General features: G+C 68.3%; 23 protein-coding genes and 1 pseudogene. 18 read left to right on the top strand and 6 right to left on the bottom strand.

The window, feature by feature from the left end:
- Nucleotides 1-166 precede the first annotated feature (166 nt).
- Complete coding sequence (locus PO768_RS16570) at nucleotides 167-2440, top strand: cyanophycin metabolism-associated ABC transporter (protein WP_272646936.1); 2274 nt, start codon at nucleotides 167-169, stop codon at nucleotides 2438-2440.
- Complete coding sequence (locus PO768_RS16565) at nucleotides 2437-2904, top strand: cyanophycin metabolism-associated DUF1854 family protein (RefSeq protein ID WP_272646935.1); 468 nt, start codon at nucleotides 2437-2439, stop codon at nucleotides 2902-2904. The genes PO768_RS16570 and PO768_RS16565 overlap by 4 nt, the downstream gene beginning before the upstream one ends.
- Here the strand turns inward: PO768_RS16565 and PO768_RS16560 are convergent, their stop codons facing one another.
- On the bottom strand, nucleotides 2905-3324 hold the full coding sequence (locus tag PO768_RS16560; RefSeq protein WP_262970061.1) for a PACE efflux transporter: 420 nt from the start codon (nucleotides 3322-3324) through the stop codon (nucleotides 2905-2907). It lies immediately after the preceding gene.
- Nucleotides 3325-3422: 98 nt separating this feature from the next.
- On the opposite strand from PO768_RS16560, the gene PO768_RS16555 reads away from it, so the two are divergent.
- The 9 genes from PO768_RS16555 (at nucleotide 3423) to PO768_RS16515 (ending at nucleotide 14898) form a co-directional block, all read left to right on the top strand.
- Complete coding sequence (locus PO768_RS16555; RefSeq protein ID WP_137941173.1) at nucleotides 3423-4307, top strand: LysR family transcriptional regulator; 885 nt, start codon at nucleotides 3423-3425, stop codon at nucleotides 4305-4307.
- A 150-nt stretch (nucleotides 4308-4457) separates the two neighbouring features.
- Nucleotides 4458-5639, top strand: coding sequence for an isovaleryl-CoA dehydrogenase (locus PO768_RS16550; RefSeq protein WP_137941172.1), 1182 nt, complete (start codon nucleotides 4458-4460; stop codon nucleotides 5637-5639).
- Nucleotides 5640-6560, top strand: coding sequence for a pyridoxal-phosphate dependent enzyme (locus PO768_RS16545; protein WP_272646934.1), 921 nt, complete (start codon nucleotides 5640-5642; stop codon nucleotides 6558-6560).
- Nucleotides 6557-7219 carry a carbonate dehydratase gene (can, locus tag PO768_RS16540; protein ID WP_272646933.1) on the top strand — a complete coding sequence of 221 codons (663 nt, stop codon included), beginning with the start codon at nucleotides 6557-6559 and terminating at the stop codon, nucleotides 7217-7219. Before PO768_RS16545 ends, can begins: the two co-directional genes overlap by 4 nt.
- Before the next feature lie 11 nt (nucleotides 7220-7230).
- Nucleotides 7231-9066: a bifunctional isocitrate dehydrogenase kinase/phosphatase gene (gene aceK, locus PO768_RS16535; RefSeq protein WP_272646932.1), complete on the top strand. Its 1836-nt coding sequence runs from the start codon at nucleotides 7231-7233 to the stop codon at nucleotides 9064-9066.
- A gap of 12 nt (nucleotides 9067-9078) precedes the next feature.
- Entirely contained in the window at nucleotides 9079-10257 is a 1179-nt protein-coding gene (locus tag PO768_RS16530; protein ID WP_272646931.1) for an acetyl-CoA C-acyltransferase, read from the top strand.
- Between the two features lie 3 nt (nucleotides 10258-10260).
- Entirely contained in the window at nucleotides 10261-10929 is a 669-nt protein-coding gene (locus PO768_RS16525) for an SDR family oxidoreductase (protein ID WP_272646930.1), read from the top strand.
- A gap of 5 nt (nucleotides 10930-10934) precedes the next feature.
- Entirely contained in the window at nucleotides 10935-12065 is a 1131-nt protein-coding gene (locus PO768_RS16520; RefSeq protein WP_272646929.1) for an acyl-CoA dehydrogenase family protein, read from the top strand.
- Between the two features lie 88 nt (nucleotides 12066-12153).
- Nucleotides 12154-14898, top strand: coding sequence for a diguanylate cyclase (locus PO768_RS16515; RefSeq protein ID WP_272646928.1), 2745 nt, complete (start codon nucleotides 12154-12156; stop codon nucleotides 14896-14898).
- A gap of 9 nt (nucleotides 14899-14907) precedes the next feature.
- Here the strand turns inward: PO768_RS16515 and PO768_RS16510 are convergent, their stop codons facing one another.
- The 3 genes from PO768_RS16510 to PO768_RS16500 all read right to left on the bottom strand — a co-directional run bounded on the left by PO768_RS16510 (nucleotide 14908) and on the right by PO768_RS16500 (nucleotide 16790).
- On the bottom strand, nucleotides 14908-15285 hold the full coding sequence (locus PO768_RS16510; RefSeq protein WP_272646927.1) for an Hsp20/alpha crystallin family protein: 378 nt from the start codon (nucleotides 15283-15285) through the stop codon (nucleotides 14908-14910).
- Between the two features lie 21 nt (nucleotides 15286-15306).
- A complete protein-coding gene (locus PO768_RS16505) occupies nucleotides 15307-15762 on the bottom strand; it encodes an Hsp20/alpha crystallin family protein (RefSeq protein WP_262970054.1) in 456 nt (151 codons plus the stop codon).
- Between the two features lie 86 nt (nucleotides 15763-15848).
- Nucleotides 15849-16790, bottom strand: a complete 942-nt coding sequence (locus PO768_RS16500; RefSeq protein WP_272646926.1) for a LysR family transcriptional regulator — start codon at nucleotides 16788-16790, stop codon at nucleotides 15849-15851.
- Nucleotides 16791-16853: 63 nt separating this feature from the next.
- On the opposite strand from PO768_RS16500, the gene PO768_RS16495 reads away from it, so the two are divergent.
- A complete protein-coding gene (locus PO768_RS16495) occupies nucleotides 16854-17825 on the top strand; it encodes an alpha/beta hydrolase family protein (RefSeq protein ID WP_272646925.1) in 972 nt (323 codons plus the stop codon).
- Here the strand turns inward: PO768_RS16495 and PO768_RS16490 are convergent.
- On the bottom strand, nucleotides 17822-19198 hold the full coding sequence (locus PO768_RS16490) for a class II fumarate hydratase (protein ID WP_272646924.1): 1377 nt from the start codon (nucleotides 19196-19198) through the stop codon (nucleotides 17822-17824). The two genes, PO768_RS16495 and PO768_RS16490, sit on opposite strands and share 4 nt — an antisense overlap.
- A gap of 214 nt (nucleotides 19199-19412) precedes the next feature.
- On the opposite strand from PO768_RS16490, the gene PO768_RS16485 reads away from it, so the two are divergent.
- The 6 genes from PO768_RS16485 to PO768_RS16460 all read left to right on the top strand — a co-directional run bounded on the left by PO768_RS16485 (nucleotide 19413) and on the right by PO768_RS16460 (nucleotide 25255).
- Entirely contained in the window at nucleotides 19413-20459 is a 1047-nt protein-coding gene (locus tag PO768_RS16485) for an aromatic ring-hydroxylating dioxygenase subunit alpha (RefSeq protein WP_272646923.1), read from the top strand.
- 14 nt (nucleotides 20460-20473) lie between these two features.
- Complete coding sequence (locus PO768_RS16480; RefSeq protein WP_272646922.1) at nucleotides 20474-21493, top strand: ABC transporter substrate-binding protein; 1020 nt, start codon at nucleotides 20474-20476, stop codon at nucleotides 21491-21493.
- A complete protein-coding gene (locus PO768_RS16475) occupies nucleotides 21490-21969 on the top strand; it encodes a nucleoside deaminase (RefSeq protein WP_272646921.1) in 480 nt (159 codons plus the stop codon). Before PO768_RS16480 ends, PO768_RS16475 begins: the two co-directional genes overlap by 4 nt.
- 110 nt (nucleotides 21970-22079) lie before the next feature.
- Entirely contained in the window at nucleotides 22080-22541 is a 462-nt protein-coding gene (locus PO768_RS16470; protein ID WP_272646920.1) for a (2Fe-2S)-binding protein, read from the top strand.
- Entirely contained in the window at nucleotides 22538-24733 is a 2196-nt protein-coding gene (locus PO768_RS16465) for a xanthine dehydrogenase family protein molybdopterin-binding subunit (RefSeq protein WP_272646919.1), read from the top strand. Before PO768_RS16470 ends, PO768_RS16465 begins: the two co-directional genes overlap by 4 nt.
- A gap of 30 nt (nucleotides 24734-24763) precedes the next feature.
- Nucleotides 24764-25255, top strand: a complete 492-nt coding sequence (locus PO768_RS16460) for an OmpA family protein (protein WP_137941149.1) — start codon at nucleotides 24764-24766, stop codon at nucleotides 25253-25255.
- Between the two features lie 13 nt (nucleotides 25256-25268).
- Here the strand turns inward: PO768_RS16460 and PO768_RS16455 are convergent.
- Nucleotides 25269-25586, bottom strand: a pseudogene (locus PO768_RS16455) (hypothetical protein); the annotation flags it as partial.

Genomic DNA, 25586 nt, shown 5'->3' with positions numbered 1-25586 from the left:
GCGGTAGCTGGGGTGTGACGATGCGAGATTGTGCGCCCGGCGCGCACCGGACGGTGTGGCGTGCAGCCAGCACCGGGTTTCATGCCGGCAGTTGTCTTTCGGCGAGAATTCGGGGTTCAATACAGCGCGCGGGCCGCCTCAAGAGCGCTTCTCGAAAAACATCACAATGCAGCATCATCATCCCGCCGACGCCCCCGAGCACCCCCAATGGGCCGCCTTGCAGGCGCGTCTTTCAGACGCTGAGAACGCGGCGGCGGTGCTGGAGGTTGACCTGGACTCCGCCGGGCGCTTCAACCGGGGTCTGCTGGTCCTGACCGACCGTCGCCTGCTGGCCTGGGATCCGGCCACGGCCACCTGGAGCGAGTGGGCGCTGCGGCCGGATCTGGCGATGCGCATCTCCGACCATGCCGGCGTCGGCAGCCTGGAATTGGTGGATGGCAGCCAGCGCCTGGCGCTGTGGCGCTTCACGCTGCAGATCAATCTGCAGGCGCAGCGCTGGCACGAGGCTTTCGAGCGCCGCGATGAGCCGGCCCGGCCGGACGCCGAGGAGCTGAGCTTCTGCCCCAGCTGCAAGGCGCCGCTGCCGCCCGAGAGTGAGGAATGCCCGACCTGCGCGCGCGAGCTGCACACCCCGCCGTCGACCTGGGTGCTGCTGCGGCTGTGGCGTTTCGCCAAGCCCTACCAGGGTCAGCTTTTGCTCGGGTTCGCGCTGATGCTGGGCTCGACCGCCGCGACCCTGGTGGCCCCCTATCTGACCATGCCGCTGATGGACAAGGTGCTGATCCCCTTCCAGCAGGGCCAGCGCATCGACCCCTGGGTGGTCGGCCTCTATCTGAGCGGCCTGCTGGGCGCCGGCTTGGTGTCCTGGCTGCTGGGCTGGGCCAAGACCTATATCCTGGCCCTGGTGTCCGAGCGCATCGCCGCCGACCTGCGCACCACCACCTTCGACCACCTGCTGAGCCTGTCGCTGGAGTACTTCGGCAACAAGCGCACCGGCGACCTGATGAGCCGCATCGGCAGCGAGACCGACCGGCTCAGCGTCTTCCTGTCCCTGCATGCGCTGGACTTCATCACCGATGTGCTGATGCTGGTGATGACGGCCACCATCCTGTTCTCGATCAACCCCTGGCTGGCGCTGGCGACCCTGCTGCCGCTGCCCTTCATCGCCTGGATGATCCATCTGGTGCGCGACCGGCTCCGCACCGGCTTCGAGAAGATCGACCGGGTCTGGGGCGAGGTCACCAGCGTGCTGGCCGACACCATTCCCGGCATCCGCGTCGTCAAGGCCTTCGCGCAGGAAAAGCGCGAGGCCCAGCGCTTCCACCAGGCCAATGCCCACAATCTGGCCGTCAATGACAAGCTCAACAAGACCTGGAGCCTGTTCACCCCGACCGTCTCGCTGCTGACCGAGATCGGCCTGCTGGTGGTCTGGGGCTTCGGCATCTATCTGGTGGCCGGCGGCGACATCACGGTGGGGGTGCTGACCGCCTTCATCGCCTATATCGGCCGCTTCTACGGCCGCATGGACTCGATGAGCCGCATCGTCTCGGTGACGCAGAAGGCCGCCGCCGGCGCCAAGCGCATCTTCGACATCATCGACCATCAGTCCAACGTGCCCGAGCCCACCAACCCGCAGCCGCTCGGCGCGGTCAAGGGCGGCATCCAGATCGAGGACATCGGCTTTCGCTACGGCAACCGTGCGGTGATCCGCGGCCTGAGCCTGGACATCAAGCCCGGCGAGATGATTGGTCTGGTCGGCCACAGCGGCTCGGGCAAGAGCACCTTGGTGAACCTGATCTGCCGCTTCTACGATCTCACCGAGGGGGCGATCAAGGTCGATGGCACCGATCTGCGCCGCATCGGCGTGGCCGACTACCGCCGCCATATCGGCCTGGTGCTGCAGGAACCCTTTCTGTTCTTCGGCACCATCGCCGAGAACATCGCCTACGGCAAGCCCGATGCGAGCCGCGAAGAGATCGTCGCGGCCGCCCGCGCCGCCCATGCGCACGAGTTCATCCTGCGCCTGGCCCAGGGTTATGACTCGCTGGTCGGCGAGCGCGGCCAGGGCCTGTCGGGCGGCGAGCGCCAGCGCATCTCGATTGCCCGCGCCTTGCTGATCAACCCGCGCATCCTGATCCTCGACGAGGCCACCTCCTCGGTCGATACCGAGACCGAGAAGGAGATCCAGAAGGCGCTGGACAATCTGGTGCAGGGCCGCACGACGATCGCCATCGCCCACCGGCTCTCGACCCTGCGCAAGGCCGACCGGCTGGTCGTGATGGACCGCGGCCAGGTGGTCGAGGTCGGGCCGCACGAGGAGCTGATGGCCAAGCAGGGCTATTACTGGCGTCTCTACGAGGCCCAGGCGCGCCGCGTCGATGCGGATGACGAGCAGCCGGCCTTGCTGCCCAACCCCAATGCCCACACGGTGCAAGCATGAGCCGCTACCGCCAACTCTTACGCAATGCCTTCGGGCGCCTGGTGCTGATCGACGCCGAGGGCGTCGAGCACATCGGCGTCAACCCGGTGCGCGCCCACCCGATCTCGGCACCCGATGAGGGTGTGTCGCTGCTCGGCGCCGATGGCCACGAACTGGCCTGGATTGACCGGCTTTCGGCGCTGCCGGCGCCCGAGCGCGAACTGCTGGAGGCCGAGTTCGCCGGCCGCGAGTTCATGCCCACGGTGCAGGCCATCATTGCGGTTTCGACCTTCTCGACCCCCAGCCAGTGGACGGTGCAGACCGAGCGTGGTCAGACCCAGTTCATCCTGAAGACCGAGGAGGACATCCGCCGCCTTGACGAGGGCCGGCTGCTGATCGCCAGCAGCCATGGCATCCAGTTCCTGGTGCCGGACCGCTTCGCGCTGGATCGGGGCTCCAGACGGATGCTGGAGCGCTTCCTCTGATCAGGCGGCCGAGGCCGGCAGACCGAACAGGCGGTCGAAGGCGAGGTTGAAGACGAAGGTGTAGATCAGGAAGAAGACGATCAGGCCGAAGTCCAGCAGCAGGGCCTGCCACAGCGAGATCTCCAGCCACCAGGCGAACAGCGGCACCAGCATCACGATCAGGCCGGCCTCGAAGCCCAGGGCATGGGCGATGCGCCGCGCCAGGCTGCGGCCGCGCCGGGTCTGGCGGGCCTCCCAGGCCTCGAACAGATGGGTGTAGGCCAGGTTCCAGGCCAGCGCGATGGCCGAGGAGGCGAGGGCGGCGATGCCGGCATGGGCCAGCGCGCTGCCGGCCAGCAGGGCCAGGCCGGCGCTGGTCAGGCCGACCGCAAACAGCTCGTAGAGCGACACATAGACCAGCCGGCGCTTGATGCCTTGCATGAAAAATCCTGTTCTGAAGCGGGGATTGCCGGCATCGTATGGAATGAGATCTGATAGACAAAGTCGACAGCTGTCAGATTTTCTGACAAATTGCGGCCATGGCTCTGCATAGCGACAACCTGCTGCTCTTCCTGGCCGTGCTGGACCAGGGTTCGTTTTCGGCGGCGGCGCGGGCGCTGGGCCGGGTGCCGTCGGCGGTCAGCATGGCGGTGGCCCAGATGGAGGCCGAGCTGGACCTGCGCCTGTTCGAGCGCAGCACCCGCGAGCTGCGGCCCACCGAGGAAGCCAGGGCGCTGGAGCCGCAGGCGCGCCAGCTGGTCGCCCGGCTGGCGCAGCTGCAGGCCCATGCGCTGGCCCTGCACCAGGGCCTGGAGCGGCGCCTGACCCTGGCGATCGCGCCCGAACTGCTGTCGGCGGCCTGGAGCGAGGCCCTGGCCCGGCTGGCCGAGGAGTTTCCGGCGCTTGAGGTGGACGTGCTGTCGGCGCCGCAGGCGGCGGTGCTGCGCATGCTGCACGCCGGCGAGATCGATCTGGCCCTGGTGTTCGAGCGGGTCGGCTTCGACGAGCGCGAGAGCTTCCAGGAGCTGGGCAGCGAGCGGCTGGTCGCGGTAATGGCGCCGCAGCATCCGCTGGCCGGCCAGCGCCTGCGCCAGGACCAATGGGCCGAGTTGCGCCAGATCGCGGTGGCCCGGCGCGATGCCGGCGCGGCCGACGACCCGCGCGTGCTGGTCTCGCGCCGGCTCTGGCGCACCGACAGCCATCTGGCCACGCTGAGCCTGGTGCAGGCGGGCCTGGGCTGGGCCTTCTTGCCGCAGCGCATGGTGGATCCGCTGCTGGCGGCCGGCAGCCTGCTGCAGATCGAATTCGAGAACATGAGCAACGAGGTGCGGCTCTGGGTCGATGTGGTGTGGCGCCGCGACCGGCCGCTGGGCCTGGGCGCGCGGCGCTTCATCGCGCTGATGCATCCAGCGCGCCAAGGGTAAGCACCTAGGTAAAGCTGCAACAGGGCAAGCCGCGCCGATTCTCACTAGAATTGACGTTTACGTAAACGTAACCTAAGCCGGGTCTGCAAGGCCGGCCGTACCATCAGCAGGCTTGATGGTCCGAAGCACTGAAAAACCAAGGAGACCTCCATGACGAATCTGCCCGGCCTGAATTTCCAACTCGGCGAAGACATCGACGCGCTGCGCGACGCGGTGCGCGACTTTGCCCAAGCCGAGATCGCTCCGCGTGCCGCCGAGATCGACCATTCGGACCAGTTTCCGATGGACCTGTGGCGCAAGATGGGCGATCTGGGCGTGCTGGGCATCACCGTCGGCGAGGAGTATGGCGGCGCGAATATGGGCTATCTGGCCCACATGATCGCGATGGAAGAGATCAGCCGCGCCAGCGCCTCGGTGGGCCTCTCCTATGGCGCGCACAGCAATCTGTGCGTGAACCAGATCAAGCGCAACGGCAATGCGGCGCAGAAGGCCAAGTACCTGCCCAAGCTGATCAGCGGCGAGCATGTCGGTGCGCTGGCGATGAGCGAGCCGGGCGCCGGCTCGGACGTGCTGAGCATGAAGCTCAAGGCTGAGGACAAAGGCGGCTACTACCTGCTCAACGGCAACAAGATGTGGATCACCAACGGCCCCGACGCCGACACCCTGGTGGTCTACGCCAAGAGCGAGCCCGAGCTGGGCGCGCGCGGTGTGACCGCCTTCCTGATCGAGAAGGGCATGCCTGGCTTCTCCATCGCGCAGAAGCTCGACAAGCTGGGCATGCGCGGCAGCCACACCGGCGAGCTGGTGTTCCAGAACGTGGAGGTGCCTGCAGAAAACGTGCTGGGCGCGGTCAACGGCGGCGCCAAGGTGCTGATGTCGGGCCTGGACTATGAGCGCGCGGTGCTGACCGGCGGCCCGCTGGGCATCATGCAAAGCGTGATGGACAACGTGATTCCCTATATCCACGACCGCAAGCAGTTCGGCCAGAGCATCGGCGAGTTCCAGCTGATCCAGGGCAAGGTCGCCGATATGTACACGGTGCTGCAGGCAGGCCGCAGCTTCGCCTACACGGTGGCCAAGAACCTCGACCTCCTGGGCGCCGAGCATGTGCGCCAGGTCCGCAAGGACTGCGCCTCGGTGATTCTGTGGACCGCCGAGAAGGCCACCTGGATGGCCGGCGAGGGCGTGCAGATCTTCGGCGGCAATGGCTATATCAACGAGTACCCGCTGGGCCGGCTGTGGCGCGATGCCAAGCTCTACGAGATCGGTGCCGGCACCTCCGAGATCCGCCGCATGCTGATCGGCCGCGAGCTGTTCGCGGAGACGATGTAAATGAAGCCTTTGCACCTGAATACGCCGCTGCTGCGCGCCGCGCCCGGCCAGTTCTCGCACCCCGAGGTCTGGCTGAAGATGGATGCGCTGCAGCCCAGCGGCAGCTTCAAGCTGCGCGGCGTCGGGCGGCTGGTGCGCAAGGCGGCGCAGGACGGTGCCAAGGAAATCGTCTGTGCCTCGGGCGGCAATGCCGGCTTCGCGGCCGCCTATGCCGGCCAGGCCCTGGGGCTGACCGTCACCATCGTGCTGCCCGAGACCAGCAGCGCCGCGGTGCAAAGCCTGATCGAGGCGCGCGGCGCCACGGTGCTGCGCCATGGCGCGGTCTGGGATGCGAGCAATGAGTTTGCCCAGGCGCTGGCGGCCGAGCGTGGCGCCACTTATGTCCATCCCTTCGACCACCCGCTGCTGTGGGAGGGCCATGCCAGCCTGATCGACGAGGTGCTGGACCAGGGCCTGGACTTCGACGCGGTGGTCACGGCGGTCGGTGGCGGCGGCCTGTTCGCCGGCATCGTCCAGGGTCTGCGCCGCCATGGCCTGAACGACATCCCGGTAATCGCGGTGGAAACCGAGGGCGCGGCCAGCCTGCACGAGAGCCTGAAAGCCGGTCAGGCCGTGACCCTGCCGGCCATCACCTCGATCGCCACCTCGCTGGGCGCGCGCCGCGTCGCCGACGAGGCGCTGCGCCTGGCCCAGCTGCATCCCACCCACAGCCTGCTGGTCAGCGATGCCCAGGCCTGCGGCGCGGCGGCGCGGCTGGCCGAGCAGATGCGGGTGATGGTGGAGCCGGCCTGCGGTGCGGCGCTGGCGGCGGTGGATGTGCACCCCGAGCTGTTCGCCCGTTTCAAGAGACCCCTGGTGGAAGTCTGTGGCGGCGTGGCCGTCAGCCTCGAGAAGCTACAGGCGTGGACAATGTCGGCATGAACAACGATCTGCAAGACCTGCTGGGCAATAACAAGCGCTGGGCCGCCGAGACGGACCAGCGCGAACCGGGCTTTGTCTCGCGGCTGCTGAAGCAGCAGACGCCGCAATACCTGTGGATAGGCTGCGCCGACAGCCGGGTGCCGGCCAATGAGCTGGTCGACCTGCTGCCCGGCGAGCTCTTCGTGCATCGCAATGTCGCCAACGTCGTCGTGCACTCCGACCTGAACTGCCTGTCGGTGATGCAGTTCGCGGTGGACCATCTGAAGGTCAAGCACATCATCGTGGTGGGCCACAGCAACTGCGGCGGCGTCAAGGCCGCACTGATCGATGCGCGCGTGGGCCTGGTGTCCAACTGGATACGCCATGTGCAGGACGTGCGCAACGATCACCAGGAGTGGATAGACAGCCTGCCCGAGGCCCGCCGCGTCGACGCGCTGTGCGAGCTGAACGTGCTGGCACAGGCGCGCAATGCCTGCCAGACCACGGTGGTGCAGGATGCCTGGGCGCGCGGCCAGGAGATCGTCGTCCATGGCTGGGTCTATGGCCTGCACAACGGTCTGCTGGAGGATCTGCAGATCACGGCCGCCCATCACGACGATGTCGGCCCGGCCTACAAGCGCGCGCTGGCTGCGGTCAAGCAGCGCTACAGCCAGGCCTAGGCGGCGGCCCGATGTTCCCGCAGAAGCTGACCGACTCCCGCGCGTTCGAAATCGCGCAGGCCTTGTTGGGCGGCTTCAACCGACATTACCGGCTGTTCCGCGCCACCAGCGCCACGGCCAAGCAGCGCTTCGAGCGCGCCGACTGGCATGGCCAGCAGCGCGCCCAGCGCGAGCGCATCGAGTTCTATGACAAGCGGGTCGACGAGGCGGTGGTCCTGCTGGAAGAGCGCTTCCAGGCCAGCGCGCTGCCGATGGAGGTGTGGCAGCAGGTCAAGCTGCACTACATCGGCCTGCTGACCGACCATCACCAGCCGGAGCTGGCCGAGACCTTCTTCAACTCGGTCTGCACCCGCATCCTGCACCACGCCTACTTCCACAACGACTTCATCTTCGTGCGGCCGGCCGTCTCGACCGAGTACATCGAGAACGAGGAGCCGGCCGCCAAGCCGACCTACCGCGCCTACTACCCGAGCAAGCCGACGCTGCACGAGACCCTGTGCCGGGTGGTCACCAACTTCCAGCTCGATCTGGAGTTCGAGGACCTGGGCCGCGACATCGACTGGGTCCTGCGCGCGATGCAGCGCGAGCTGGGCGAGTTCCGCTGGCGCACCAATTTCCAGATCCAGGTGCTGAGCTCGCTGTTCTATCGCAACAAGGGCGCCTATCTGGTCGGCAAGATCATCAACGGTTTCACCGAGACGCCGTTCGCGCTGCCCATCCTGCACAAGGAAGGGCGATCTGGCTTGCTCTATATCGACGCGGCGCTGTTCGGCGAGGACGATTTGCTGATGCTGTTCAGCTTTGCCCGCGCCTATTTCATGGTCGACATGGAAGTGCCCAGCGCCTATGTGCAGTTCCTGCGCTCGATGATGCCCAGAAAGCCGCGCGCCGAGATCTACAGCGCGCTGGGCCTGCAAAAGCACGGCAAGAACCTGTTCTACCGCGACTTCCTCTACCACCTGCGCCATTCCAGCGACAAGTTCCGCATCGCGCCCGGCATCAAGGGCATGGTGATGCTGGTGTTCGACCTGCCCAGCTACCCCTTTGTCTTCAAGCTGATCAAGGACTTCTTCCCGCCGCAAAAGGAGAACACCAGCCGCGAGCTGATCCAGCACAAATACCTGCTGGTGAAGACCCACGACCGGGTTGGCCGCATGGCCGACACCTTGGAATACTCCAACGTCGCCTTCCCGCGCCAGCGCTTCGACGACGAGCTGCTCAAGGAGTTGAAGCATTTCTGCCCCAGCCTGATCGAGGAGAGTGGCGAGGACCTGGTGCTGCGCCATGTCTATATCGAGCGCCGCATGGTGCCGCTGAATATCTATCTGCAGGAGGCCACGCCGGCCCAGCTGGAGCATGCGGTGATCGAGTATGGCCATGCGATCAAGGATCTGGTGGCCGCCAATATCTTCCCCGGCGACATGCTGTGGAAGAACTTCGGTGTGACCCGCCACGGCAAGGTCGTGTTCTATGACTACGACGAGATCGAGTACCTCAGCGATTGCAACTTCCGCTCCGTGCCGGCGCCACGCAATGAGGAGGAAGAGATCTCCGGCGAGGTCTGGTACTCCGTCGGCCCGCGCGATGTCTTCCCCGAGACCTTTGGCCCCTTTCTGCTGGGCCACCCCGGTGTGCGCGAGCATTTCATGCGCCACCATGCCGATCTGCTGGACGCCGAGTTCTGGCAGCAGCACAAGGCCCGCATCCAGGCCGGCCATGTGCACGACGTCTTTCCCTACGAGGCCCACAAGCGCTTCTATGCCCGCGCCGCCTCATCCACCCCGCTTCACCCCGTCGATGGCGCCGCGCTGATGGCCGACGCCCATCACGATCTTCCCGTTCAGTAAAGGAGACCCACCATGTCCGATTCCATCGTCATCGTTTCCGCCGCCCGCACGCCCATCGGTGGCCTGCTGGGTGATTTCGCCTCGCTGCAGGCCTGGGAGTTGGCCGCCGTCGCGATCCAGGCGGCGGTCGAGCGGGCTGGCGTGCCCGGCGACGCGATCAACGAGGCCTTCATCGGCAACTGCCTGATGGCGGGCCAGGGCCAGGCCCCGGCGCGCCAGGCGGTGCTGAAGGCCGGCCTGCCGCAGTCGGTCGGCGCGGTCACGCTGTCCAAGATGTGCGGCGCCGGCATGCGCGCCACGATGTTCGCCCACGACACGCTGAAGGCCGAGAGCGCCGACATCCTGATCGCCGGCGGCATGGAATCGATGACCAACGCGCCGCACCTGATGTTCGCGCGCAAGGGCGTCAAGTACGGTGCCGCCCAGATGTATGACCATATGGCGCTGGACGGCCTGGAAGACGCCTACCAGCGCGGCAAGGCCATGGGTGTGTTCGCCGAGCAGTGTGTCGACAAATACGCCTTCACCCGCGAGGCGCAGGACGCCTTCGCGATCGCCTCGACCGAGCGCGCCAAGCGCGCCAACGAGGACGGCAGCTTCGCCTGGGAAATCGCGCCGGTGACGGTGGCTGGCCGGGGTGGCGACACCGTGATCAACCGCGATGAGCAGCCCTTCAAGGCCAAGCTCGACAAGATCGCCGGCCTCAAGCCCGCGTTCAAGAAGGACGGCACCATCACCGCCGCCACCTCCTCGTCGATCTCCGACGGCGCCGCCGCGCTGGTGCTTATGCGCGAGAGCACGGCCAGCCGCCTGGGCGTCAAGCCGGTGGCCCGCATCGTCGGCACCGCCGTGCATGCCAATGCGCCCGAGTGGTTCACCACCGCGCCGGTCGGCGCGATCCAGAAGCTGCTGGTCAAGAACGGCTGGGACGCCAAGAGCGTCGATCTGTGGGAGGTCAACGAGGCCTTTGCCGCCGTCACGATGGCCGCGATGGCCGAGTTCAAGCTGCCGCACGAAATCGTCAACGTCAACGGCGGCGCCTGCGCGCTGGGCCACCCGATCGGCGCCTCCGGTGCCCGCATCATCGTCACGCTGCTGGGCGCGCTGCGCCATCGTGGCCTGAAGCGCGGCGTCGCGGCGCTGTGCATCGGCGGCGGTGAGGCGACGGCCGTCGGCGTGGAGCTGATCTAAGCCATGGCGCAGATCCTGATCATCGGGGCCTCGCGCGGCATCGGCCTGGAGTTCGTCCGTCAGTACCGCGCCGCCGGTGATCGGGTGGTGGCCACCGCGCGCAGCGAGGAGGCGCTGGCCGCCTTGCGCGAGCTGGGCGCCACCGCGCTGAAGCTCGATGTCGCCGACACCGCCAGCGCCTCGGGCCTGGCCTGGCAGATCGACGGCCACCAGTTCGACACCGTGGTGCTCAATGCCGGCGTCTACGGCCCGCGCCAGCTGGGCCTGGACACACCGAGCGAGGCCGATTTCGACACGGTGATGCACACCAATGTGCTGGGCGCGATGCGGGTGCTGCCGCAGTTGCAGGACGCGCTGGCGCCTGGCGCCCGCATCGGCTTCCTGTCCTCGCGCATGGGCTCGATCGGCCTGCGTACCGCGCATGCCGGCTGGCTTTACCGGGCCTCGAAGGCGGCGCTCAACTCGGTGATGAAGGACGCCTCGCTGGCCTTGGCCGGCAAGGCCACGCTGTGCAGCTTCCATCCCGGCTGGGTGCGCACCGAGATGGGTGGCGAGGGCGCGGATATCGATGCCGCCACCAGCGTGGCCGGCATGCGCGCGGTGCTGGCTGGGCTGATGCCTGCCGACAGCGGCAGCTTCTTCAACTATGACGGCCAGCCTCTGGCCTGGTGACCCCCATGATCCTCTCCGACGACCACCGTGCCGTGCAGGACGCCGTGCGCGCCTATGTGCAAGACCAGATCGCGCCCAAGGCGGCCGAATGGGACAAGAGCCATCACTTCCCGGCCGCCGAGCTGAAGGGCCTGGCCGAGCTGGGCTGCTACGGCGTGGCCGTGCCGACCGAGTACGACGGCGCCGGCCTGGACTATCTGGCGCTGTCCATCATCCTGGAGGAGATCGGTGCCGGTGACGGTGCGACCTCGACCGTGGTCAGCGTCAACAACTGCCCGGTCTGCTCCATCCTGATGGGCTTTGGCAACGAGGACCAGAAGCAGCGCTTCCTGAAGCCGCTGGCGCGCGGCGCGATGCTGGGCGCCTTCTGCCTGACCGAGCCGCATGTCGGCTCGGAGGCCGGCGGCTTGAAGACCACGGCCGTCCGCGACGGCGACGACTATGTGCTGAACGGCGTCAAGCAGTTCATCACCAGCGGCAAGAACGGCGATGTGGCCATCGTGATGGCGGTCACCGACAAGGCCGCTGGCAAGAAGGGCATCAGCGCCTTTCTGGTACCGACCGCCACGCCCGGCTACACGGTGGCCCGCATCGAAGACAAGATGGGCCAGCACGCCAGCGACACCGCGCAGATCCTGTTCGAGAACTGCCGCGTGCCGGCCGCCAACCGGCTGGGCGAGGAGGGCCAGGGCCTGAAGATCGCGCTGTCGGGCCTGGAGGGTGGCCGCATCGGCATCGCGTCGCAGGCGGTGGGCATGGCGCGCGCGGCCTTCGAGGCGGCGCTGAAGTACAGCAAGGACCGCGTCTCCTTCGGTCAGCCCATCTTCAACCACCAGGCCATCCAGTTCAAGCTGGCCGATATGGCCACCCAGATCGAGGCTGCGCGCCAGCTGATCCACCATGCCGCCAGCCTGAAGGACGCCGGCCAGCCCTGCCTGAAGGAAGCGGCGATGGCCAAGCTCTTCGCCACCGAGATGGCCGAGCGGGTCTGCTCCGACGCGATCCAGGTGCATGGCGGCTATGGCTACGTCAGCGACTTCCCGGTCGAGCGCATCTACCGCGATGTGCGGGTCTGCCAGATCTACGAGGGCACGTCCGAGGTGCAGAAGATACTGATCGGGCGCGCGCTAGGCTGAGCCGCTGCGGCTTGCCGCGATTGCCCCGGGGCATGGCCCCGCCTAAGATGGCCCGCCGCTGAAGCAAAAGCCATTGGGAGGGTCGGGCATGTCGCTGGCGCCGATGTCGTTCTATGCCGGGCAGGGACAGCTGCTGGAATTGATCGCCCGCGGTGCGCCGCTGGCCGAGACCTTGCAGCGCCTGGCCCTGCTGATCGAGGCCCAGTCCAAGGGGCTTTACTGCTCGGTGCTGCTGCTGGACGAGGACGGCATCCATGTGCGGCCCGGCGTCGGGCCGCGCCTGCCGCCGGCCTATCTGCAGGCGCTAGACGGCTATCCGATTGGCCCCGAGGCGGGCTCCTGCGGCAGTGCGATGGCGCTGAGCCAGACCGTGGTGGTCACCGACATCGGCAGCGACCCGCGCTGGGCGGCCTACAAATCCCTGCTCGAGGGCGAGGGCTTCCGGGCCTGCTGGTCCACACCGATTGTCGCGACCGACCGTCGGGTGCTGGGCTCCTTCGCGATGTACTACAAGCAGGTGCGCTCGCCCGGCAGCGCCGAACTGGAATTGCTGGCCCTCGCGACCCAGTTGGCCGGTATCGCGATCGAGCGCCAGCGCAAGCAGGACGAGCTGCAACGCTACCAGTCCCGGCTCGAGGCCCTGGTGGAACAGCGCACCGCCGAGCTGGAGCGCACGCTGATGGAGCAGCGGGCCATCTTCGACAACGCCACCGTCGGCATCCTGGTGGTCGACAAGGACCGCATCATCCGGCGCGCCAACCGCCGCATCGAGGAACTGCTGGGCTATGGGCCGGGCGAGCTGATCGGCCTGTCGACCCGGGTCTATTTCAGCTCCGATCAGCAATGGCAGGACTTCGGCCGAGTCGCCCTGCCCTGCATTGCCTCGGGTCAGGGCTACTCCTGCGACACCGTGGTGGTGCGCAAGGACGGCTCGACGATCTGGGCCAACAGCCATGGCAAGGCGATCGACCCGCAGGATCTCGGCAAGGGCACGATCTGGGTCGGCATCGAGATCACCGAGCGTCACCAGGCCGAGGCGCTGCGCCAACAGCTGTTGCTCGAGTACAAGGCCATTCTCGACAACGCCTCGCTGGGCATCACCTTCACGCGCGACCAGACTTTCTTGCACTGCAATGAGCGCTTCGGCGAGATGTTCGGCTGGCCGGCCCAGGAGCTGGTCGGTCGGTCGACCCGGCTGGTCTATCCGGACGAGGCCGCCTACGAGGCCCTGAGCCGTCGGGCCGTGCCGGTGCTGGGGGCCGGGCAGCGGCTGGATGTGGAGCTGCAGATGAAGCGGCGCGACGGTTCGCTGTTCGGCTGCCGCATGCTGGCCAAGGCGATCGATCCCAGCGATGCCAGCAAGGGCACGATCTTCATCACCGAGGACATCAGCGACCGCCAGGAAGCCGATCAGGCCCTGCAGCAGGCGCTGTTCGAGCTGCAGGCCATCTTCGACAACACCAATGCCGGCATCATGCTGGTGCGCGACCGCCACACGATGCGCTGCAATCGTGGCATCGAACAGATGCTGGGCTATGCGCCGGGCGAGCTGACGGGGCATTCGACGCGATTGATGTTCGCGTCGGAGGCGGCTTATGAGGCACTGGGCCGCGAGGCCTATGAAACCTTGAATCGCGGCGAGGTCTGGATCGGCGAAACCCAGCTGCGCTGCAAGGATGGCCGGCTGATCGAGGTCAGCAGCCACAGCAAGGCCATGGACCCGCGCGATCCGTCCAAGGGCACGCTCTGGGTCTCGCACGACATCAGCGCGCGCAAAGCGGCCGAAGCGGCCTTGCGCGCGGCGAACGAGAAGCTGGAGCGCAGCCTGGCGATGGTCGGCCAGACCTATCGCGAGGTCAGCCTGCTCAGCGAGCTGTCCAGCTTCCTGCAGGCTTGCGCGACGCCCCAGGAGGCCTACGACTGCCTGCGCCGGTATGGGCCGCGGCTGTTCCCGTCCAGCGGCGGCGCGCTCTATCTGCTGATGCCGGGCAGTGAGTTGCTGGAGGAGCAGATGGGTTGGGGCCCGCTGGAGGAGGCCGAGGCCAGCTTCGGCAGCCACGACTGCTGGGCACTGCGTCGCGGCCGGCCCCATCATCTGAATGGTGATGGCCAGTCGCTGGCCTGCCCGCATCTGCATCTTGGCGGCGACTCGATCGGCAGCGCCTGCTTGCCGCTGGTGGCACAGGGTGACACCTTCGGCCTGCTGGCCATCCTGCACCGCGGGTCGCCGGTCGAGGCGGAGCAATCCGATATGCGCCAGCGCCTGGCCGTGGCCCTGGCCGAGCAGACGGGCCTGGCGCTGGCCAATATCCGGCTGCGCGAGACGCTGCGCCTGCAGTCGATCCGCGATCCCCTGACCGGGCTCTACAACCGCCGCTTTCTCGATGAGGCCTTGCGCCGCGAGCTGGCGCGGGCGCGGCGCAAGGGCGTCACCCATGCCTTGGCTCTGCTCGATGTCGATCACTTCAAGCAGTTCAACGACCGCCATGGCCATGATGCCGGCGATCTGGTGCTGTGCGCGGTGGCGCGGGTGCTGGAGGCCCAGGTGCGCGGCAGCGATGTGGTGTGCCGTTTCGGCGGCGAGGAGTTCGTCGTGCTGCTGTGCGATATCGACACCGAGCAAGTTCTGCAGCGTGCCGAGCAGCTGATCGCGGCAGTACGGACCCTGCAGATCGAGCACGGCGGGGGGCTGCTGGGCCCGATCAGCGCCTCGCTGGGCCTGGCCCTGTTCCCTCGCCATGGCCAGGCGTCGGCCGCGCTGATCGAGGCGGCCGACGCGGCCCTGTACCGTGCCAAACGTGCGGGCCGCGACCGGGTGCTGATGGCCGATTGAGGGCCGTGCTCAGCCCGCGTTGACCTCGATGCGCCGCGGCTGCGCATGGGCCTGCTTGGGGATACGCAGCGTCAGCACGCCGTCCTTGATGCTGGCGTCGATCTTGGCGCTGTCGAGCTCGCGGCTCAGCGTGAAGCTGCGCCGGTAGCGCGGGACGCGCAGCTCGGCGTAGACGGCTTCCAGGCCCTCGGGTGTGGCCGGCTGCACGCTGCCTTCGATCAGCAGCGCGTCGCCCTCGACCCGGATCTCGAGCCGCTCGCGCGGCACGCCCGGCATATCGGCCAGCAGGGTGATGCCGGCCTCGTCCTCGAAGACCTCGACCGCCGGTTGCACCGCGCGGTCCTGCTCCTGGCGGGAGACGCTGCTTGGGGTGTTGTTCTTGCTCATGATGGGGGCTCCTGTGTCTGCTTACTGCACGGTGATGCGGCGGGCCTGCGCCGATTCGCGGCGCGCGATGCTGATCTGCAGCACACCGTCCCGATAGCTGGCGCTGACATGCGCCGGGTCGGCATCGTCGGGCAGGGCCACGGCGCGGCTGAAGCGGCCGCTGGCGCGCTCATGCGTGTAGACATTGAGCTTGGCACTGCCTGCGGGGATGTCCGAAGACCGTTCGCCGGCGATGCGCAGCACGCCGCGGTCCACCGTGACCTCGATCTTGTCGGCGGCCAGGCCGGGCGCGAAGGCGTAGATCTCGAAGCTGTTCGGGGTGCGTCCCATATTCACCGCCGGCACGCTGCCCTGTGCGACGGCGCGGATGCTGCTTGGCAGGCCTGGCGCGCCAAACACATCGTCGAGCTCGCGACGCAGCCGCTCGAACGGGCCGAACAGCGAGCCCGGGTAGTTCGACATCATCGATTCATACATGGCATGTCCTCCATTCAGTGGTGTGCACCGGCCGGAAAACCAGCGATGGCCGGTCGATACCCGAAATAGGAACGGCTGGCCGCGTTTCAAGAGTCGCCGGCGTTCGCCATCTGCGCCCTGACAAAGGCCACCAGCGCCCTTGCGGTCTCCGACGCACCGGGCGCCGGCAGGCTCAGCGCCTGCACCCATTCGCCCTCGGGCACCAGCAGGCGCCAGCCCGGCAGCAGGTCGACCAGCGCGTCGCCGGCCGGTACGCAGAAGTCCGGTGCCGGCACGACGCCGGCACCATGGCGGGCCAGCGCCAGCAGCGACTCCATGTCCGAGCCCCAGGCACTGGCCTGCAGCATCGGCTCGCAGCGCTGGCCTTGCGGCCCCAGCCACAGGCTGGCGCGCGGGTCTTCATGCTGGCCCAAGAGCAGGCAGGGCAGGGCGGCGATCTGCTCGGGCGTCTCGAGCCGCAGATGCGGCAGGCCGTAGAGCCGCACCGCAAAGCGCAGCAGCGGCTGGGCCACCCAGTCCTCGGGCGGGCGGTCGGTGATGCGAAAAGCCAGGTCCAGCCCCTCGCGCAAGAGGTCGACGCGCCGGTCGGTGAACAGCAGCTCGTAGCGCAGCGCCGGATGCAGGGCCTGGAAACGGGCCAGCAGCGGCGCCAGCAGATGGCGGCCGAAGCTGGTGGTGGCGCTGATGCGCAAGGTGCCACCGAGCTGGCCACGCTGATGCTTGAGCGCCATGCGCGCGGCCTCGGCGGCCTCGCGCACCGCCTTGGCCCGCGCATGCAGGCGCCGGCCGGAATCGGTCAGCGCCAGGCTGCGCGTGCTGCGCACGAACAGCGCGACGCCCACCGCCGCCTCGATCGCCGCGACCCGGCGGCTGACCGCCGCCCGCGTCAGGCCCAGCTGGCGCGCGGCCTCGGCAAAGCTGCCGGCCTGGACGATGCGGGCGAACAGCTCCAGCGCATTGGCATCGAGCGCGCTCTCGCGCCCGGGCTTGCGCATCGACGTCGGGTTGCGGTCTTTTGTCAACTTCATGGAAGCAATGTGATGAGCCTTGCTGATCTAGTCAATGAATTATTGCCAACCTAGACTCGATCCATGCCTCAAACCCTCACGCTCAACACCCCCGCAATGGCCGCCGACGCTGCCGAGCCGCTGCTGCGCCAACGCACGCTGCAGCTGCGCTGCGCCGACGGCCGTTTGCTGGCCGCCACCTGGTTCGAGCCGGCCGGCGCGCCGCGCGCGATCGCGCTGATCAGCCCGGCCACGGCGGTGGCGCGCGGCTTCTATCGCGGCTTCGGCGAGTGGCTCGCACAGCGCGGCTATGCCGTGCTCAGCTATGACTACCGCGGCATCGGCGACTCGCTGCAGGGACCGCTGCGCCAGGAGCGCGCCCGGCTGCGCGACTGGGCCCAGCTGGACATGGGCGCGGCGCTGCGGGCGGTGCAGCGCCGCCGCCGGATGGAGCAGGAGACCCAGGGCCGTGCGCTGGGCCTGCTGCTGGTCGGCCATTCCTTCGGCGGCAATGCGATCGGGCTGGCGCCCGACTATGAGCAGGCCGATGCCATCCTGGGCGTGGCGGCGCAGGCGGCCGACTGGCGCTTCTGGAGCGGCATCCACAAGGTCAAGGCCTGGCTGTTCTTCCACGCGATGCTGCCGGCCGCCGGTCATCTGCTGGGCCATGCGCCCGGCTGGCTGATGGGAGCGCGGCGCGCCGAGGGCCTGCCCAAGGGGGCGGCGCTGGAGTGGGCGGCCTGGGGCCGGCGGCGCGGCTTCATGTTCAGCGACCCCAGCCTGCAGGCCGAGCTGGGCTACCACCGCTTCACCGGGCCGGTGCATCTGTGGAACATCAGCGACGACCCGGTGTTCGGCCCGGCCCCGGCGGTCGATGCCTTGGCCGCTCGTTTCAGCACCGCCCAGGTTCAGCGCCACACGCTGGCGCCGGCCGATGTGGGCTTGGAAAGCCTGGGCCATTTCGCCGCCTTCCGCCGCGAACTCGGGCCGCGCATCTGGCCACGGCTGCTGGCGCCGGTGGAGGCGGCGACGCCGCTGCTGGCCGCAGGCTGCTAGAGCCCGCCCTGCGTCAGCTTGGCCGGGTCCAGCAGCTGCTCCAGCTCGGCGCGTGAGAGCTCGGTCAGCTCGGCCGCTACGTCGATGACCGGCCGGCCCTGCTTGTAGGCCTGCTTGGCGATCTCGGCGGCCTTCAGATAGCCGATCACCGGGTTCAGCGCCGTGACCAGGATGGGGTTGCGCGACAGCGCCTGCTGCAGGCCCGGGGCATTGACCTTGAAGCTGGCGATCGCGCGCTCGCCCAGCAGCGCGCTGGTCTTGGCCAGCAGATGCAGGCTGTCCAGCAGGTTGTGGGCCACCAGCGGCAGCATCACATTGAGCTCGAAGTTGCCGCTCTGGCCGGCAATCGTGATCGCCGCGTCATGGCCGATCACCTGGGCCGCCGCCATCGCGACCGCTTCCGGGATCACCGGGTTGACCTTGCCGGGCATGATGGACGAACCTGGCTGCAGCGCCTCCAGCTCGATCTCGGCCAGGCCGGCCAGCGGGCCGGAGTTCATCCAGCGCAGGTCATTGGCGATCTTCATCAGGCTCACCGCCAGGCCCTTGAGCGCGCCGGAGAGAGCCACTGCGGTGTCCTGCGAGCCCATCGCGGCGAAGAAGTCGGGCGCGGTCGTGAAGCCCAGGCCGGTGAGGCTGCTGAGCTCGGTGCAGAAGCGCGCGGCGAAGTCGGGATGGGCGTTGATGCCGGTGCCCACCGCCGTGCCGCCCTGGGCCAGCGCCTGAACACGCGGCTGCAGGCCTTGCAGCTGGGCGATCTGCGCCTCGATCTGCGCGGCCCAGCCGTCCAGCACCTGGGACAGGCGCACCGGCATCGCATCCATCAGATGGGTGCGGCCGGTCTTGATATGGTGGCCGTCGCTGGCGCTCTTGGCGCGCAGTGCATCGAGCAGGCCGGTCAGCGCCGGCAGCAACTCATTGTGCAGCGCCAGCGCCGCGCTGATGTGCAGGGCCGAGGGAATCGAGTCATTGCTGCTCTGGCCGGCGTTGACGTGGTCGTTCGCGCTGACCGCTTTGCCGAGCTTGCGCCCGGCCAGCGTGGCCAGCACCTCGTTGGCGTTCATATTGCTGCTGGTGCCCGAGCCGGTCTGGAACACATCGACCGGGAAATGGCGCATCAGGTCGGCGTCGGCCAGCAGCTCGACGCCCGACATCTCGATCGCCTCGCCGATCTCGGCCGGCAGCTGGCCCAGCGCCACATTGGCGCGCGCGGCGGCCAGCTTGACCTGCAGCAGCGCCGCGATGAAGCGCGCCGGCATCGGCCCGCTGATCTGGAAGTTCTGTACCGCGCGCTGGGTCTGCGCGCCGTAGAGGGCGTCGGCAGGCACCTGCATCTCGCCCATGCTGTCTTTCTCGATACGGAAGTGGCTCACCGCTGGACTCCTTTGTGCTCAGAGGCGCCTACCTTACACCCCTGGTCGCGAAACCCGGCCGCCGCCGCTGGCACGCAAGCTGCTTGATCCCTGTCATAGAGAGTAGAAGCGTTCACCGCCTGCGCACCCCTGGTGCACAGCGGCCGGAAATTGCTCTCGAAGTGCCCCAAGGCCGTGCGCCGGGGATTTGTTCACTTCGAGTTGCGAGGCGCTTGTGCTCACCACCCGTCAGGCGGTCTTCCGCCGTTTCTGGCATGCCTGCATGCCGCTGTCCGAGCTGCAGGACGGCCCCCGGCCCTTCACGCTGCTGGGCGAAAACATCGTTCTCTTCCTCGATGCGCAGGGCCGCCCAGCCGCGCTGAAGGACCGCTGCTGCCACCGCACGGCGAAGCTCAGCAAGGGCTGGTGCACGCCCGAGGGCCATCTGCAGTGCGGCTACCACGGCTGGGTCTACGACCGCAGCGGCCGCGTCGTGCGCATCCCGCAGTACCCGGCCGACAAGACCATCCCGGCCGACTATTGCACACCGGCCTATCACTGCACGGCCCGCTATGGCTATGCCTGGGTGGCGCTGGAGGACCCGATTGCCGAGATTCCGGCCGTGCCGGAGTTCGAGGACCCGGCCTACCGCACCATCTTCCAGTTCCATGAGCGCTGGGCCACCAGCCCGCTGCGGGCGCTGGAGAACTCCTTCGACAACTCGCACTTCTCCTTTGTGCACCGCGCCACCTTCGGCGTCGCCGATCAGCCCAGGCCCAGCCGCTACGAGCTGGTCGACACCGAGACCGGCTTCTATGCCGAGACCGTGATCCCGGCCGCCAACCCGGAGCGCTTCCGGCGCATCAGCGGCGTGGCCGACGCGGTGACGACGCGCCATATGCGCAATGCCTATTTCCTGCCTTTCGCGCGGCGTCTGGACATCGAGTACCCCTCGGGCATCCGCCACATCATCATCAACAGCTTCACACCGATCGACGACGGCCACATCCAGCTGTGCCAGTGGCTGTTCCGCAATGACAGCGAGGCCGACTGCCCGGCCCAGCTGCTGATCGACTTCGACGCCGAGATCACCCGCGAGGACAAGGACATTCTCGAATCGACCGATCCCGACGCGCTGGTCGACACGCGCCGGCGCGGCATCGAGTACTCGATGGAGTCCGACCGCCCCGGCATGCTGATACGCAAGAAGCTGATGGAACTGCTGAGCCGCCACGGCGAGCAGGAAATCCATCGCGGCGCCATTCCCATCCACCCCGCTTGAGAGGAATCACCATGATGCAAAGACGCTCCCTGCTGAGCCTTGGCGCCGGCGCGCTGGCCACACCGTTTGTGCGTGCCCAGAACCGGCCGCTGACCCGGCTCAAGTTCACGCTGGATTTCCGTATCAGCGGACAGACCGCGCCCTTCTTCCTGGCGCAGAGCAAGGGCTACTTCCGCGATGAGGGCCTGGATGTGCAGATCGATGTCGGCGCCGGCTCGGTGGCCTCGATCACCCGCGTGGCCAGCGGTGCCTACGACCTGGGCTTCGGCGACATCAGCGCGCTGATCGAGTTCAATGCCAGCAACCCCGGCACGCCGCTGGTGCAGGCGGTCTACCAGTACTACAACCGCGCGCCCTTTGTGATCGTCGGCCGCAAGGACCGCGGCATCACCAGCGACTTCCGCAGCCTGGCCGGCAAGCGCATCGCCGCGGCGGCGGTCGAGGCCACGCGCCGCGCCTGGCCGATGGCCGCGCGCAAGCTGGGCGTCAAGAACGAGCTGTTCGACTGGGTCACGACCGACTTCAGCCAGCGCGACAACGTCATCGTGCGCGGCGACGCCGATGGCGCCACCTACTTCCACGACTCGGCCGTGTCGCTGTTCCAGCGCATGCCGGTCGAGCAGCTGTCGGTGCTGTCCTATGCGCAGGCCGGGGTCGATCTCTATGGCAATGCCGTGCTGGCATCGAGCCGGCTGATCATCGAGCGGCCGCAGCTGGTGGCCGGCTTTGTGCGGGCCTGCAACCGCGCCATCGTCGAGACCCTGGCCGACCCGCTGCCGGCGATTGCCGCCGTCAAGCAGCGCGAGCCGATGATCGATGAGCGCGCCGAGCTGGCGCGCTGGCGCATCACGGCCGGCTATGTGGCGGCGGCCGACACGCGCGGCCATGGCCTGGGCGATGTGCGCAAGCTGCTGGTCGAACGCCAGGTCGACGAGGTGGTCGGCGTCTACGGCCTGAAGAACACGACCAGCGCCGATGCGCTTTACCACCTGGGCTTTCTGCCGCCCAAGCGCGAGCGCGAGGTCAAGGCATGAGCAGCACGCCCGACGATGCCCTCTACCTGCGCCAGGCGATCCGGCTTTCGGCCCTCGGCCGCGAGCGTGGCAACCGGCCCTTCGGCGCCCTCATCGTCGCGGCCGACGGCGCGCTGCTGGCCGAGGCCTGGTGCGACAGCTCGGAAAGCGGCGACTGCACCGGCCATGCCGAGGTCAACGCGCTGCGCTGGGCCAGCCCGCTGCACGCGCGCGAGCGCCTGGCGGCGGCGACGCTGTACTCCTCGGCCGAGCCCTGCGTGATGTGCGCTGGCGCGATCTTCTGGTCCGGCATCCGCCGCGTCGTGTTCGGCATCGACGCGGTGGCGCTGCGCGCGTTTCGTGGCGAGGTGGCCGAGCAGCGCGACGCCGAGCTGTCCTGCCGCGATGTGTTCGCCGCCTCGCCCCATGCGATCGAATGCCTCGGTCCGCTGCTGGGCGATGAGGCGGCCGAGGTACACCGGGGTTTCTGGCGCTGAGCCATCCGTGCCTAGCCGGCTTCGTCCATCGTTGGCCGGGTTTCGTCGGATCGCTTATGCCAGAGCGACCCGGTCCGCCTAGGCTGCGCGGCTTCCAGAGGAGACCGACAATGCCAAGTTACCAGTTGATGATCAACGGCCAGGCCCGCCGTGCCGAACTTGATGCCGATACCCCCTTGCTCTGGGCGCTGCGCGACGAGTTGCAGCTCTGCGGAACCAAATACGGCTGCGGCAAGGGCCTGTGCGGCGCCTGCACAGTGCATGTGGACGGCCAGGCCACGCGCAGCTGCCAGCTGCCGGTGTCAGGTCTTGCCGGCCGCAAGATCACCACGATAGAGGGCCTCGACGCTCGGGGCCAGCACCCGCTGCAGCAGGCCTGGGTGGCCCATGACGTGGCCCAGTGCGGCTACTGCCAGGCCGGCCAGATCATGCAGGCTGCGGCCCTGCTGAAGGCCAATCCGCGCCCCAGCGACGCCGAGATCGACGCGGCCATGGCCGGCAATCTGTGCCGTTGCGGCACCCAGCTGCGCATCCGCGCGGCGATCAAGTCGGTGGCCGGGAGGGCGGCATGAGCACCACGCCAGCACTGGACCGGCGCGGCTTTCTGCGTCTGAGCGCCCTGGCCGGCGGCGGGCTGATGCTGGGCTTTGGCGTTGATGATGTCGAGGCGGTCACGCCGCACAGCTTCGCCCCGAATGCCTTCATCACGATCACGCCGGCCGGCGTGATCACGCTGATGGCCAAGAACCCGGACATGGGCCAGGGCGTCAAGACCAGCCTGCCTATGCTGCTGGCCGAGGAGCTGGACGTGGGCCTGGACCAGGTGCGCATCGTGCAGGCCGGCCACGACGCCGGCATGGCCGATCAGGGCTCGGGCGGCAGCGAGTCCATCCCGAACGCCTGGGAGCCCCTGCGCCGCGCGGGCGCAGCCGCCCGGCTGGTGCTGATCCAGGCGGCCGCGCGGCGCTGGGCCGTGCCGGAGGCGGAGCTGAGCACCGAGCGGGGTCAGGTCTTGCATGCGGCCAGCGGCCGGCGCGCCGCCTATGGCGAGCTGGCCGACGCGGCGGCGCGCTTGCGCGTGCCGACGCCCGACAGCATCAAGCTCAAGCCGCGTTCGGAGTTCAAGCTGCTGGGCCAGCGCCATGCAAATGTGGACGGCGCAGGCTTCGCGCGCGGCGCGCCGCTGTTCTGCCTGGACCAGCAGCGCGCCGGCCAGCTCTATGCGATGGTGGAAAAATGCCCCGTGTTCGGCGGCACGGCGCGCAGCGCCAATCTGGCGGAGATCAGGCGCCTGCCCGGCGTGCGGGACGCCTTCATCGTTGAGGGCAGCGCCGAGCCGCTGCGCCGCAGCGCGGATCGCAATCACCATGGGCTGCAGCCTTTTGTGGCCGTCGTCGCAAGCAGCAGCTGGGCGGCCATCAAGGCGCGCCGCGCGCTCAAGGTCGATTGGGATACCGGCGCTTATGGACAGCACAGCAGCGCCGGCTACCGCGAGCAGGCGCTGGCCGCGCTGCAGCGGCCCGGCGAAGTCTGGCGCAATGATGGCGACAGCACGGCCGCGCTCGCCCAGGCGGCCCGGCGGGTCGAGGCCTTCTACGAATTCCCCTTGCTGGCCCACTGCACGATGGAGCCTATGAGCTGCCTGGCCGAGCCGCTGCCGGATGGTGGCCTGGCGCTGACCACGCCCAGCCAGTTTCCCGATCTGGTGCCGGTGGCGCTGCACAAGGTACTGGGCGTGCCTGTCGACAAGGTCAGGGTGACGATCCCGCGCCTGGGCGGCGGTTTCGGCCGGCGTTTCGAGCTGGACTTCGTGCTGGAGGCGGCCGCGATCGCGCTGCGCGTGGGCAAGCCCATCAAGCTGTTCTACAGCCGCGAGGACGATATGCGGCACGACTTCTACCGGCCGCACGGCTGGCAGCGCATGCGCGCCGGGCTTGATGCGCAGGGCCGCGTCACGGCCTGGGAGACTTTCGCGCTGCGCCACGCCTTCCGCGACCCGGTAACGCCCAAGCTGCGCGCCGGCCTGTTTCCGGCGCGCTTCGTGCCCAATTACCGGGTCGAGGTGGCGATGGTGGACAGCAATGTGCCCGACGGCCCCTACCGCTCACCCGGCGCCAACAGTGCCGCCTTCGTGACCGAGAGCTTTGTCGATGAATTGGCCCATGCGGCGCAGCAGGACCCGCTGGCCTTTCGATTGGCGCTGTGGGGCGAGGACCGCGAGCTGAAGGCGCCGGACTTCGATGTCGGCCGCATCAAGGCGGTGCTGCGGCTGGCCGCCGAGAAGGCCGGCTGGGGCCAGGTCTTGCCAAAGGGTCGGGGCATGGGGATCGCTGCCTACTGGGCGCATCGGGGCTATGTTGCCCATGTGGTCGAGGTCGCGGTCAGCCCGGCCGGCGAGCTGAAGGTGCTGCGCGTGGTCTCGGCGGTCGATGTCGGGCCCATCGTCAACCGCAGCGGCGCCGAGCAGCAGGTGCAGGGCTCGGTGATCGATGCGCTCTCCAGCACCCTGCACCAGCGCATCACACTGGAGGCGGGCGCGGTGGTGCAGGGCAACTTCGACGACAACCCGCAGATCCGCATGCCCGAGGTGCCCGAGCGCATCGAGGTGCACTTCATCGAGCGCGACATCCCGCCCACCGGCCTGGGCGAGCCGGCCCTGCCGCCGCTGCCGCCGGCGCTGTGCAATGCCATCTTCGCGGCCTGCGGCAAGCGCATCCGCAGCCTGCCGCTGCGGGGTCAGGACTTGTCATGGTCAGGCGTCTAGAATCCTCGCTTCATCCGGTGAGGAAACCCCATGACGACGAACGCGCTTTTTGACGAGAACGAGGGCGTGGCCCTGCGCCTGGTAGGCATCATCGTGGCCCTGGTGGTGGCGCTGGTCATCGGCTTCGGCGTGCACAAGAGCCGCAGCATGGCCAAGCCGGCACCACAGCCGGCGGCCGTGCTGGTCGAAGAGGATGTGGCCGCGATCCTGGTCGAGAACGGTGTCGTCAAGTTCTTCTTCGCCAGCGCCAGCGCCGAACTGGCCGGTGGCGCCAACGAGGCACTGGTTCAGCTGACCCAGGCACTGGCTGAAGGCAAGACGCTGGTGGTCAGCGGCTACCACGACGCCAGTGGCGACGCGGCGCTGAATGCCGAGCTGGCCAAGCAGCGCGCGCTGGCCGTGCGCGAGGCGCTGCTGAGCCTGGGTGTGGCCGAGGGCCGCATCGAGCTGAGCAAGCCCGAGCTGGCCACCGGCAGCGGCAGCCCGCGCCAGGCGCGCCGGGTCGAGGTGCTGCTGCGCTGATTCACATTGACGCTCAAGGCCGGCCCAGCGCCCGCTCCAGCCTCAGCGCGGCCTGCAACTGCTCGCCGCGCAGCTCTCGCGCCAGCAACTCGCGCTCCAGGGTCTGCCTATCCTGGCGCAGACGCTGCAGCAGGCTGTCGATGCCCAGCCGGTAGCGTTGCTCGGCCAGCTGGCTGACCTGCTGCGACTGGCGCGCGGCCCGGTCGGCATGCTCGGACGCCGCGCTCAGCTCCTGAGCCCGCGCCAGCGCGCCCTGGGTCTCCTCGGCGGCCTCCAGCACGGTGCGGCGGAACTCGGCCGCGGCCAGCTCGGCGCGTGCCTGCGCGGCGTC

This window comes from Paucibacter sp. XJ19-41 (assembly GCF_028462495.1).
Taxonomy (GTDB): Bacteria; Pseudomonadota; Gammaproteobacteria; order Burkholderiales; family Burkholderiaceae_C; genus Roseateles_E.
This window is presented reverse-complemented; position numbering and strand designations above follow the sequence as displayed.